The sequence below is a fragment of the Flavobacterium lacustre genome, from assembly GCF_027474525.2.
GTDB lineage: Bacteria > Bacteroidota > Bacteroidia > Flavobacteriales > Flavobacteriaceae > Flavobacterium > Flavobacterium lacustre.
This window is the reverse complement of sequence record NZ_CP114882.2, coordinates 985300-997962: the sequence shown is the minus strand read 5'-3', so window position 1 is coordinate 997962 and position 12663 is coordinate 985300. Positions and strand designations below refer to the sequence as shown.

Annotated in this window: 9 protein-coding genes; 2 read left to right on the top strand and 7 right to left on the bottom strand. The window is 37.3% G+C overall.

Annotated elements, in window-relative coordinates; genetic code table 11:
• Nucleotides 1-40: 40 nt before the first annotated feature.
• The gene (locus tag O6P34_RS04430) at nucleotides 41-970 is read left to right on the top strand and encodes a DUF3078 domain-containing protein (RefSeq protein WP_269686121.1); all 930 of its coding nucleotides are present in this window, start codon (nucleotides 41-43) and stop codon (nucleotides 968-970) included.
• Nucleotides 971-1060: 90 nt separating this feature from the next.
• Here O6P34_RS04430 and hflX read toward each other — a convergent pair whose 3' ends face one another.
• The 7 genes from hflX to O6P34_RS04395 form a co-directional block, all read right to left on the bottom strand.
• Nucleotides 1061-2296, bottom strand: coding sequence for a GTPase HflX (gene hflX, locus O6P34_RS04425; RefSeq protein WP_269686120.1), 1236 nt, complete (start codon nucleotides 2294-2296; stop codon nucleotides 1061-1063).
• Between the two features lie 165 nt (nucleotides 2297-2461).
• A complete protein-coding gene (locus O6P34_RS04420; RefSeq protein ID WP_269686119.1) occupies nucleotides 2462-2923 on the bottom strand; it encodes an FKBP-type peptidyl-prolyl cis-trans isomerase in 462 nt (153 codons plus the stop codon).
• 81 nt (nucleotides 2924-3004) lie between these two features.
• Entirely contained in the window at nucleotides 3005-4357 is a 1353-nt protein-coding gene (locus O6P34_RS04415) for a DUF5689 domain-containing protein (protein ID WP_269686118.1), read from the bottom strand.
• Nucleotides 4358-4374: 17 nt separating this feature from the next.
• Nucleotides 4375-7212: a TonB-dependent receptor gene (locus tag O6P34_RS04410; protein ID WP_269686117.1), complete on the bottom strand. Its 2838-nt coding sequence runs from the start codon at nucleotides 7210-7212 to the stop codon at nucleotides 4375-4377.
• Between the two features lie 428 nt (nucleotides 7213-7640).
• Entirely contained in the window at nucleotides 7641-8852 is a 1212-nt protein-coding gene (locus O6P34_RS04405; RefSeq protein WP_269686116.1) for an MFS transporter, read from the bottom strand.
• 98 nt (nucleotides 8853-8950) lie between these two features.
• Nucleotides 8951-9991: a Gfo/Idh/MocA family oxidoreductase gene (locus O6P34_RS04400; protein ID WP_269686115.1), complete on the bottom strand. Its 1041-nt coding sequence runs from the start codon at nucleotides 9989-9991 to the stop codon at nucleotides 8951-8953.
• A gap of 59 nt (nucleotides 9992-10050) precedes the next feature.
• Entirely contained in the window at nucleotides 10051-11118 is a 1068-nt protein-coding gene (locus tag O6P34_RS04395) for an NADH:flavin oxidoreductase/NADH oxidase (RefSeq protein ID WP_269686114.1), read from the bottom strand.
• A 190-nt stretch (nucleotides 11119-11308) separates the two neighbouring features.
• Between O6P34_RS04395 and rseP the strand changes: the two genes are divergently transcribed.
• A complete protein-coding gene (rseP, locus tag O6P34_RS04390; RefSeq protein ID WP_269686113.1) occupies nucleotides 11309-12652 on the top strand; it encodes an RIP metalloprotease RseP in 1344 nt (447 codons plus the stop codon).
• The last annotated feature ends 11 nt before the right edge of the window (nucleotides 12653-12663 follow it).

Sequence of the window (12663 nt, the reverse complement as noted above, 5' to 3'; positions counted from 1 at the left end):
GGTTTATCATAGTTGTTTAGCAATCTAAAAAGTAATGAAAATGAAAACAATTCTATTACTGGTAACGTTTATCGCAACAGCAGTATTCGTTCAAGCGCAAAATTCGGAAAAAGAGTTAGTTCTTAATACCGAAAAAGCAGTTAAATCAATAGCCGATACAACTAAAAACGGATGGAAAAAAAAGGGAAATGTTTCACTTCTTTTCAATCAATCTAATTTCAACAATTGGATTGCGGGCGGAGAAAATAATATGTCTGGTAATGTGGGAATCAACTATGATTTCAATTACAAAAAAGACGATATAACCTGGGATAATAAAGTGCTTGCTTCCTATGGTTTGCTTCAGACTAAGAATGCCGATTTTGAGAAAAAAACAGATGACCGACTTGAACTAAATTCTATTTTAGGTAAAAAAGCATTTGGCGAATGGCATTATTCTTTCTTTTTAAATTTTAGAACACAATTTACAAAAGGATATCTTTATGGAAAAGATATAAATGGCGCGGAAATAAGAACGGAAAACACCGAATTTCTTTCTCCGGGTTATCTAACTTTTGGCCCTGGTATGTTTTGGAAAAAAACAGAAGCCTTCAAGATAAATTTTGCTCCGTTGACCTCTAAATTTACTTTTGTAAGTAACGATTACACTTCGGGCGTTGGGTATGTTGACGGAAGTTATTTTGGTGTTGATGCAAATAAAAGCATGCGTTATGAATTGGGTTTTTACACTTCGGTATATTATAAATTCAATTTGATGGCGAATGTATCTGCCGAAAACACCTTAAATCTGTATTCTAATTATCTCGAAGACCTACAAAATGTTGATATTGATTATTCATTAGCCGTTGTAATGCGAATTAATCGGTATTTAACCACCAATTTATCTTTTCAGGCTATTTATGATGACAATGCTTTTAGAGGGTTTCAAACCCGCGAAGTTTTTGGTTTAGGAGTTAATTTCGGATTCTAAAAAAGTTAGTATTGGATATAAAAAAGACCTTTTGATTAGTATCAAAAGGTCTTTTTTTATGAAATAAATTAGATAAAGAAGACGTTAAATTTATTCCTTCTCTTCTTTTTCAACTGCATCTTTATAATCCGGATACAAGAATTTATTGTACGGAAAACGCGTGATGTGAATTTGTCGTACTGCTTCGTAAACCCGTTCTCTGAATTCTTCGAAATTTTCTTTATTCGTAGCCGAAATAAACAAGGCATTTTGTTCGCCCACACGATGCATCCAAGTGGTTTTCCATTCTTCGAGTGTAAAATGTCTTGGTGTTTTTTCGGTCATTAAATCATCTTCATCAATAGTCAAATGTTTGTACGCATCGATTTTATTAAAAACCATAATGACAGGTTTGTCATTGGCTTTGATGTCTAATAACGTTTGGTTTACAGAGGCAATATGATCTTCAAATTCCGGATGTGAAATGTCAACAATGTGCAACAACAAATCGGCTTCACGAACTTCATCCAGCGTGCTTTTGAAAGAATCTACCAGTTGTGTTGGCAGTTTTCTAATAAATCCCACCGTGTCCGAAAGCAAGAAAGGCAAGTTTTTGATGACTACTTTTCGTACTGTTGTGTCCAAAGTGGCAAAGAGTTTGTTTTCTACAAAAACATCACTTTTCCCTACAGCATTCATCAAAGTTGATTTCCCCACATTGGTATATCCAACCAAAGCCACACGAACCATAGCGCCACGATTGCTGCGTTGCACGCCCATTTGCTTGTCGATGGTTTTTATTTTTTCTTTCAATAAAGCGATTCTGTCGCGAACGATACGTCTGTCTGTTTCAATCTCGGTTTCTCCGGGACCACGCATTCCAATTCCCCCTTTTTGGCGTTCTAAGTGGGTCCACATTCCGGAAAGTCTGGGAAGTAAATATTGACATTGTGCTAATTCAACCTGCGTTCTGGCATATGAAGTTTCTGCTCTTTGGGCAAAAATATCTAAGATGAGGTGCGTTCTGTCGAGGATTTTACATTCCGTAATGATTTTAGAAATATTCTTTTGTTGTGAAGGCGATAATTCATCATCAAAAACTAAAGTTGAGATGTCATTTTCTTTTACAAAGTGATGAATTTCTTCAATTTTTCCGGTTCCAACAAAAGTTTTAGGATTTGGACGTTCCATTTTTTGCGAAAATCGTTTTACAACTTCACCACCTGCGGTGAAGGTTAAAAACTCTAATTCGTCAAGATATTCGTTTAATTTCTCTTCGCTCTGATTTTGGGTTACAATACCAACAATAGCGGTTTTTTCGAAATTTATTACTTCTTTTTCTAACATGTCTTTGAATAAGCTACAAATTTAATCATTTGCATTGTACTTATGGAGATATGACTTTATAAAAAAAACACAAGGTTTTGGGTGGTACAATTTTGAAATTTCATTTCATGAAGCTATTGCATTCAAAAACAACATAAATTTTCCCAAAAGGGAACGGGATAAATACTAATTTACAGCAATAAGTTTAACCTCAAAAATAAGTACAGAACCTCCAGGAATAGGGCCGCTATCATTACTTCCATAGCCTAAGTGAGCCGGAATCAAAAGAATACCACTTCCTCCTGTTTTAAAATAAGGAATTCCCTCAGTCCAACCTTTTATCACTTGATTCAATCCAAATGAAATTCCTTCTGGTTTACTTTGATCAAAAATAGAACCATTGGTGAAATAACCTTTGTATGCTACTGTTACATTAGATGTTGCTGTAGGTTGCGCGCCAGTACCGGCTTCGTTAATCACATAATACAATCCTGAATCGCTTTTTTGAGCAGTTAATTTATTCTTAGCGATATAATCAACAATTTCTTTTTCATTTTGAACGGTATAATCAACCGGTTTAGATGCTCCACCATCTGATAAGCAAGAAACAAAGAGTACAGAAACTAATGTCAATAAAATAGATTTCATAAATTTTAATTTAATTTGTAAGAATACAAATATATAAAATACAACTACATATTTATGTTTTTCGCTTCTATTTGACTAGTATTAATTTCCAAAAACTTGCACGTCATCTACTTGAAAAGCACCATCCAAAGCCAGATTTTTCCCTGAGCCGATATATTTGAATGCAATATTGATGTTGCCTGTGTAGCTGGACAAATCCACTCCGCCCGAACCTATAAACTGATACCATGGCGAAGCTTGCTTAGGCAAAATAACGGTAACAGGAATCCATGTGGCTGCAGAAATATGGAGCCCGTCAAAATTATTCGAAACATATACTTCAAGTGAATTCAGAGGAGAATCAACATCTAAATGATGTTGTGCGGTTCTAAAAGTCAGCATTTCATTCGTGTGCTCATCCATATTAATTGTTGGGGAAATTAACCAAGCAATATTTGAATTAACTTTCGTTCCGCTAATGCTAAATTCTGCATATCCATTTCCGGAATATACGGTGCCTTTCCAAAAAAGACTGCCACTTTGAACTATATTTGCCCAACCCGGAAGACTTAAATTGCTTTTGTCAACAACCGTTTCAAAATCTTCCCGAAAGAAAGGAACCGCTCGCGCATCTGTCATCGTAACATCTTTTTCAGAGCGTGCTACCAACTGATAATCGGTACCATATTTAGTCAAAACACCTCTTACTTTTCCGCTTCCGTTTGGAACTAAATTGCTGGCAAAATCAGCAAAACTGCTGGTTCTAAAAATTACTTGATTCCCTAATTTGTCCATCAGACTCCAATTAGTGGCGCCTCCTATATCATTGCTCTCTTCATAATAATGTCTGCCGTTTGCCGCTTCTGTAAACTGAACATCAGATAATTCGACCAAGGTATTCAGATTTGCATCATTCAATACATCAGGAAGTGAAAAGGACCGAACCAAAAGCGTTTCGCTCAACGTAGTACACGAGGCGTGAAGTACATTTTTATAATCGTTTTGCGAAAGTCGTCCCACGCCACCTTCGTTATATGAATTGACATAAATACTGCCAATTCGCATGCCTCCATAGGAAATATCGGTGTATTGGTCTTTTAGTTTTAAATAGACTTTATTGCCAATTCTGTAATCAATATATAAATTGCTGGCATCCACGGGAACACTAAAACCAATTGCCGGAGTTGAGGCTGTCGCCAAAGTCTGAAAGGAAATCGTCTTAAAAAAATTCCCGGATTCATCGCTTGAAACCACATAAGCTTCTATGATATCATCAAAAAGATATTGTGTAACGATGGCATTGGCATTATTATTAACTTCTGCTACGGTTCGGTTTACCGTTAAATCAGGTTGCGAGCACACTAGTTTTGGAACTGAAAATTCGTCTTTTACACAACTTGTAAAAAACAATGTGAGGACTACAGAAAAAAACAGAAGGTTGAAAGTTGGTTTCATAGATACATTTTTTAGACTTATAAATTGAGGTACAGATTTACAAAATAGGTTCGGCCATATCCGTAAAAATATTTGTTGCCAAAGTTGGGAGTTCCGCTCGAAATGTCTTGATTCCGTTGTCTGAAATTAGCGTTTCTAGCTTGCTCATAACCGCCCGTTTTGTAGGTGGCATCAAGCACATTATTGACGCTTACAAAAAGCCCGACATTCTTACCATAAATCAGCCAGGATTTTCCGCCCGTAAGGTTCAGTAATGCAACGGGATCAAATTTTTCTTGTTGTAAAAGTTGTGCGGCGCGTCCCTCGGTAGCTTCCGGAAATGGGAATCCGCTGGCTGGATTTTTATAAAAAACATTAGTTCTGGCAATTGGTGAAACATCAATATAACTGTCGGACAAGTAGTTGACATTGGCTCCAATCCACCAATATTTTGGATCGCGGTATTCCATCCCTAAACTATAAGCTTGCTGCGGCATGCCCGGTTGTTTGTAATTTTTTAAAGTCGCTGTTCCAAAGTCAAAAACGGGATTGGTGTTTTCTAATGAAGCATTGGCATCATTAGTAATGGTAACATTTGGATTGCTGTCGTAGGTGTATTTTCCGAAACCGGCAGAAAAAGTTGTTTTCAAAGTTGGATTGATTTGGTATTCAAAACTGAATTCAGCTCCCAGATTCTTCTTGTTCAAATGTGTTAGCGTCTGGCTCACAAAAGCATCTGTATTCGAATAACCTGCGCCATCATCAAAAATACCTTCTGCATAAAAAAAGGCAGTTTGCGTTGCGTCTTTTATCAACGTAAAATATCCGGTAATTCGGGTTTTTAATTTTGGTGAACGAAAAATATAGCTGGCGTCTAAACTGCTTATGTTTTCACTTTTCAGTTCGTCAATAATCGAGTTGTTCAAACGTGAATTGGGAAAAGTATTTCTGATTGTTGGGGCTTTTGTCAAATGTGCTCCGTTAAAAACAAACACTTGTTTTCCGGATATTTTATAAGTTACTCCGGCTTTGAATCCGAAATTTTCGAAAGTTATTTTCTCGCTTTTTCCAAAAGAATTGCTTTCATAAATTCCATTTTTGTAGAATCCTTCCCTTTGATAATTAGTGCTCGAAAAACTTTGCGAGAGATAAAAATCAGCTTTAGAATATGAAAATTTAAACTGCGAAAAGGCGTCCAATGTATGTGCAACATAGTTGTAATTGTATCCGTATTCATCGCCAACTATTACGTGCCGATCGGGGTGATTTAAATCGGATTGCGCTTGGTCGCCAGCATAAAAAACATCAATATCATCAAAATAGGCGCCGCCGAGTAAATCTAAAACCTTCTGATAATTGTGTGATTTTAAATTTTTAAAAGCCAGTCCAATAGTTGCAGTTGTATTTTCATTTAACAAAGTATTGAATGTCGAGTTTGCAGCCAGTGTTTTATCGTCGGTTCGGTCTTCGTATAAAATGTATTTACTTTTGGTTGGTTCGTAGCCCGAAATTGTTCCGTTTGCATCGATAATTGCTGTTTGGTTGGCTTGATACATGGCGTTCCAATCCATTTGCTGATGGACTAAAAATTGGACTTTACTTTTCGCTGCATTTTCATAATCGGGCGTAAATGCTCCCGAAAATTCTCCGTCATCAGTAGCATAAACAGAACTGTAATAGCTTGGCATTTTTCGGTAATATGTGGGATCGGGACTGTTTGCATTTTGATAATCGATGTTGCTGTTTCCAATTTTTCCAAACTGATACATTAAGCTGGAGTTTAAGGTTGTCTTAGTATTGATTTTGAAATAATGATTCAACATCAAAATGGGTTCTTCGATGGTTTTCATGCGGGCATTTCGTTTTTTACCCTCATGAAAACCCCAATAGGAATTGTATTTTTCGCTAGTTAGTTCGCTTACTTCAGTGGTATTTGGTGAATTTTTAGCACGGGAATTTGGGGTGTAAAAAGCGGTTATATTTAAAGAATGGGCATTATTTATCTTTTTTTCGAGGCTTATAAAAAAGGAACTCGCATCATAATTTGTTCCTTCAAAATAGCCTTCCTGAGCCAGCCGTTTTCCTGCCGAAACCACATACGCCCAACCTCTTGCATTCATTCCAGAAGCAAAAGTTCCCATCGTCCGCCAACTGTAATTGGTGTTTGTTCCCGAAAAAGAAATTCGGGTTCCGGTTCTGTAAACCGAGGCTCGAGTATTGATTTCCTGTGTTCCTAAAATGCCGCCAAAAGTATAATCGGAAGGTGCGGTTCCTATAGAAAATTCCTGATTTCGCAATGCATCATTCAATCCGCCCCAATTGCCCCATTGTGGCCTGCCGTCGTACAACTTGTTCATCGAAACGCCATTGATGAGCATGGTTGCATTTTCGCTGTCTAAACCCCGAATTCTAAACCGGGCTTGTCCCCAGTTGAAGGCTGCTGCTTGTTGAAAAGCATCTTTTGAGGATTGCAGTAATCCCGATGTGCCTTCGGAATTGCTGTTGTCATCGTTTAAATCATTTTCGGATAATGTGATTAAACCGGCTTGTTGTTCTGAAGTTTGATCTTCTTCTAATGCTATCGTGCCTAAATCGAGCGCTTGACCGGAACTGATTGTAACAGGAATTAATTGGTCTTTGTAGCCTTGACTGTGCAGCAGCAGTAATTGATTTCCTGAAGGTGTTGCACTAAAGCGAAAGATTCCATTTGCGTCTGTAAGTTGCATCAAATTGCTGTTTTGAATGCTGACGACTACATGGTCTAATGGGTTTTGAGATTTTGCATCGATTATTTTTCCGGAAAGGATTGTTTCGCTTTGCGCAAAAGCTAATCCGGTAAGTAAAATAAAACAAAGGGATACTATCTGTTTTTTCATATTGGGGCGATATGGTTTAGAAACGGACTTGATTTAAAAAAAGAGTCTATACCCTGATTTTAGACCATAGGGAATTATCCCTATGAGGCAATTGATGAAAAGATTAAAATTTGTTTTTGGAAAAGTGGACCTTTAATCAAACTAATTCTTCTAAAAAAGTGGTATTTAGAATTTCAATCAGAGCGTTGTTGCTGATTGTTTTTGATTTTCGTTTTATAAATGTAATAAAAAAACTATTAAACAAATCATTTTTATAAAAAAATTCTTGTTTTTTTATTTGGTTGAGGTCTTAAAAATTTAAAAAGGGCTAGTATAGCCCCGATGGCAGCGTGTATCCTTTTATGACGGTTTTCGGCATAAAAGATACTGCGGACAGCGGGTGAGTGGTTTTAAGAACTGGAAATGTGGTGCTCCTAAAAAAGCAAACTTTATTCGGTTGTTTTGATTCTGGCAACCATAAAGGCGATTAAAACACCAAAGATGCCAATAAAAGCGAATGAAAACCGCAAACTGGATATTTCAGCAATGTACCCGATGATTGGCGGTCCCATGAGGAAACCTAAGAAACTTACGCTTGAAACGGTGGTTAATGCCTGGCTGGTAGGAACTCTTGGATTTTTCCCCGCAATGCTGTAAAGTGTTGGGATAATGGTTGAAACGCCTAATCCGACAAACATAAAAGCGATGGTTGACGGGATGATGTATGGGAAAAATACTGCGGTAAAAAGTCCGGCCGAAATCATGACTCCGCTGATTTGCATGACTATTTTTCGTCCGAATTTATGAATTAAGCCATCGCCAAAAAAGCGTCCGCTGGCCATCATAATCATAAAGGAAGTGTAGCCCAAAATGACTAATGCTCCGGGTGCTTTTACGACATCTTTGAAATATACACCGCTCCAATCGAACATTACTCCTTCGCTGGCCATGCAGCAAAAACCAATGACTCCTAACCAAATAAGTTCACCATCGGGTTTTGAGAATCCTTTTTTCTTTTCTGTTTTTAGTTTTTCTTCGGCTTTTATCAGGAATTTGAAATTGATAGCCATGATTAAAACCACTATTGTAGCAACAATCAGAAAATGTTGATATGGCGTTAGCTTGAAAGCCAGCATGCCCAAACCAACCAAAGCGCCCGTAAATCCGGCCAAACTCCACATGCCATGAAAAGAGGACATAATCGTTTTCTTGAAAAGGACTTCGGTATAAACACCTTGTGTGTTTACTGATATGTTAGATAAGTTTCCGAAAACTCCAAAAACAAACAGTCCCAAAGACAGTTGCCAAGCCTGAGTAGCCAGCCCCAAATTTGTTAAACTAAAAGCATAACATAATAATGAAGTAATCAAGATTCGATGACTCCCGAAACGGGCGACCAATTTACCTGAAAAAGGCATAGCGGCCAATTGTCCCAGAGGCAATGCAAATAAAATGCTTCCCAAATCTCCTTCGCTTAAATTTAAGGCTGTTTTAATGTCTGGAATTCGGCTGGCCCAAGTAGCAAAGCACAATCCCAGACCAAAGTAAAACATAGAGACTGCCCATCGTATTCTGTTTAGATAAGAAGCTTTGGCATCTTGATATGTTTTCTTATATTTTCCCTTAGTTCTGAATCTGCCTAAAAAGTTTAAATCAATCAAAAGTGTTGTTTTTTAGATTTTTATCGGTTCAAAAATACAAAAAGCAATCATTCATTATGTCTAATTAACACATTTACCTGCAAATACATCGTTATTGTTTATAAATTGATGGCTTTTCTTTGGGCGCTACTTTCTATGGCAGCTTCAATAATTTGCATGACATGAACGCCATCCTGAGCGGTTACGGGTTCGGTTTTGTCGTTCAGTATAGATTGATAAACGCCATCAAAAAAATCATAATAATTTCCTTGAAGTGTTGGTATTTTGGCATTAAAAACAGCATCGTTTATATCGGTATGCAAAAGACCTTGATTCGCATCAGACTCGGTTCCCCATGTATCTAAATTGGGTTTTTTACCTAATTTTAATTCGTCTTCCTGCACATCACCGCGAGGTTTCAGGAAAGAGCCTTTTTTGCCTTGAATGGTATAAGCAGGATTGGCTTCCCTAACGAAAAAACTAGCTTTTAATCGGACACGAAAATCGGGATAAAAGAGTAGAATGTCAATCCAATCATCGACTAACGAATGGGCTCTAGTGATTCTAATATCTGCAAAAACAGCTTTTGGCAATCCAAAAAGACATAAAGCCTGATCAATTAAATGTGGTCCTAAATCTTTCAGGATTCCGGCGCCTGAATTGGCAGTTTCTTTGTGTTGTTTTGGACTCAAATTGGGATTATAACGGTCAAAATGAAATTCAGCTTCCACCAATTCGCCCAAAACGCCATCCAAAATTACTTTTTGAACGGTTTTGAAATCGCTGTCCCATCTTCGGTTTTGAAAAACGGCCAGTTTTAACCCTTTTTCTTTGGCTAAAGCCGCTAATTCCTGTGCTTCGGCAACGGTAGTTGTAAATGCTTTTTCGACCAATGCGTGTTTTCCTGCAAGCAAGACTTTTTTGGCATATTCAAAATGCGTTCCAACCGGCGTGTTCACCACCACCAATTCAATATCGTCAGATAACACATCCTCGATTGTGGGATAACTTTTTACTTCGGGATAATCTGCTTGTATTAATTTTTTGCTTCGTTCCCAAGAACCCATTAATTCAAATCCGGGATGAATGGTTAAAAATGGTGCGTGAAATACTTTTCCCGACATGCCGTAAGAAAGTAAAGCGGTTTTAATTTTTTGCATTTTTATTGGATTTTAACAGCTTTGTCAAGGTTCAAAACGTTGATAAAGCGCATCGATTATTATATTTTAGCTCTTTCGTATTGTTTTGGCCATTGAATAGTGGCCTGAAGTTCATGGGCGAAAGTTAATCCTAAATTTGGATTTCGTAACGATTCTCTGGCGAATAAAACTAAATCTGCTTTTCCGCCGGCAATGATTTCTTCTGCTTGAATGGCTTCCGTAATTAAACCTACAGCACCGGTTAAAATCCCGGTTTCTTTTTTGATTTTTTCAGCAAAAGACACTTGATAATTTGGTCCTAACGGAATTTTTTGGTGCGAAACTAATCCGCCGGAAGAGGCGTCAATTAAATCAACTCCTTTTTGTTTTAAAATTTTTGAAAGCGCCACCGATTCTTCAACATTCCAGCCGCCATCTGCCCAATCGGTGGCGGAGATTCGTACGAATAAAGGCAAGTCTTTTGGCCATTCGGATTGTACAGCATCCACAACTTCTAGTGTTAAACGGATTCTGTTTTCAAAACTTCCGCCGTATTCGTCTGTTCTGAAATTAGACAAAGGCGACAGAAACTGATGTAATAAATATCCGTGTGCTCCGTGAATTTCTAAAACTTGATAACCGGCTTGAACGACTCTTTTGGTCGCTGATTTAAAATCGGAAATTACTTTTTGAATGCCAATTTTGTCTAATGCAATCGGCGCTTTTTCATTCGAATGATATCCAATGGCACTTGGCGCAACGGTTTCCCATCCGCCTTGACTTTCATTTAGTTTTTTATTGCCGTTCCAAGGTGCGGAAACACTAGCTTTTCGGCCGGCGTGTGCCAATTGAATTCCGGGAACTGCGTTTTGACTGACAATAAACCGATTAATCTGCTGCATTTTCTCGATTTGTTCGTCTTTCCAAAGGCCTAAATCTTGCGGTGAGATTCTGGCTTCGGGTGAAACTGCAGTCGCTTCCTGAATGATTAATCCCGCTCCACCACTGGCCCGACTGCCTAAATGGACTAAATGCCAATCATTGGCAAACCCATCGGTAGCAGAATATTGGCACATGGGAGAAATGGCGATTCTATTTTTTAGAACGATACTTTTTATGGCAAGAGGAGAGAATAATTGGGAGTCCATGATTGTCTTTGATTTTATTTTTTATGACTTTCTGTTGAAAAGAATGGTAAAGTTACAAGACGCAACCCAAAGTGAAAATTAAAAACGAGAATTATTAACAAACATTTATTATCATCCAAAATCGTAAACCTTTGCAACTAAAATAGAAAACCTTACTTTTGTGCGTTAAATTAAGAACTAAAATTAAACAATGGACATAGTTATCAAGCTTTCTCAATTTTTATTGAGCTTATCCTTACTTATTATTCTGCATGAATTAGGACATTTTATCCCCGCTAAATTATTCAAAACCAGAGTCGAGAAATTCTATTTGTTTTTTGATGTTAAATATTCGCTTCTAAAAAAGAAAATTGGAGAGACGGAATACGGAATTGGTTGGTTGCCACTTGGAGGTTATGTGAAAATTTCCGGAATGATTGACGAAAGTATGGATAAGGAACAAATGGCTTTGCCTCCGCAACCGTGGGAATTTCGTTCTAAACCGGCTTGGCAACGTTTGATTATTATGTTGGGTGGTGTTACGGTGAATTTCATTTTGGCTTTTATCATTTATATCGGAATGGCTTTTGCTTATGGCGATACGTATATTGCCAATGCGGATTTGAAAGACGGACTTTTGATAGAAAATAAAGCGATGAATGTTGCCGGATTCAAAACTGGCGATAAAATTATAGCTGTAGACGGCGAAAAAATAATCAAGTTTGACAATGACATGAATATGAAAATTATCATGGCAAAACACGTTTTGATTGAAAGAAACGGAGCAGAACAGACTATAACAATGCCAATTGATTTTGTAGACCAATTGTCTAAACAAGAAAAAGGACCATTAGTATCTATAAGAATGCCGTTTGCAATCACTTCTATTTCTGAAGGATCGGTGAATACAGCTTTACAACCAAAAGATATTATTCTTTCCTTAAACGGACAGCCAACCCGATATTATGACGAGGTAACTGCAGTGTTGAAAAAGAATACAAACAAGACTATTGCGGCAACTGTTTTGAGAAATGAAAAAGAAGTGCCATTAACCGTTAAAGTTTCTAAAGATGCAAAATTAGGCATCGGAATAGGCGCATTAGGAATTGAATCATTAGAAAAATTAGGCTATTACAAGGTAAGTAAACAGGAGTTTGGCTTCTTTGAATCAATTCCATTTGGAGTAGAAAAAGGAAAAGATCAGTTGCTAGGTTACGGAAAACAATTGAAAATGATTTTTAATCCGGAGACCAAAGCGTACAAACAAGTAGGAGGTTTTGCGGCTATTTTTAATATTTTCCCTAATACTTGGAGCTGGGAAGTGTTCTGGAACATCACGGCTTTGTTGTCAATTATGCTTGGTGTAATGAACTTATTGCCTATTCCGGCACTTGATGGTGGTCATGTGATGTTTTTATTATACGAAATCATCAGTGGTAAAAAACCAAGTGATAAATTCCTGGAGAATGCACAAATGGTTGGTTTCGTTTTACTTATAACTTTATTGTTATTCGCCAATGGAAACGATATTTATAAGGCGATTGTCGGGAAGTAAAATTTTTTAAA

Excerpts from the sequence above, each read along its gene's own strand:
- O6P34_RS04410 (WP_269686117.1), bottom strand. The coding sequence starts at position 7,212 with ATGAAAAAACAGATAGTATCCCTTTGTTTTATTTTACTTACCGGATTA.
- O6P34_RS04395 (WP_269686114.1), bottom strand. The coding sequence starts at position 11,118 with ATGGACTCCCAATTATTCTCTCCTCTTGCCATAAAAAGTATCGTTCTA.
- O6P34_RS04400 (WP_269686115.1), bottom strand. The coding sequence starts at position 9,991 with ATGCAAAAAATTAAAACCGCTTTACTTTCTTACGGCATGTCGGGAAAA.
- hflX (WP_269686120.1), bottom strand. The coding sequence starts at position 2,296 with ATGTTAGAAAAAGAAGTAATAAATTTCGAAAAAACCGCTATTGTTGGT.
- O6P34_RS04420 (WP_269686119.1), bottom strand. The coding sequence starts at position 2,923 with ATGAAATCTATTTTATTGACATTAGTTTCTGTACTCTTTGTTTCTTGC.
- O6P34_RS04415 (WP_269686118.1), bottom strand. The coding sequence starts at position 4,357 with ATGAAACCAACTTTCAACCTTCTGTTTTTTTCTGTAGTCCTCACATTG.
- O6P34_RS04430 (WP_269686121.1), top strand. The coding sequence starts at position 41 with ATGAAAACAATTCTATTACTGGTAACGTTTATCGCAACAGCAGTATTC.
- rseP (WP_269686113.1), top strand. The coding sequence starts at position 11,309 with ATGGACATAGTTATCAAGCTTTCTCAATTTTTATTGAGCTTATCCTTA.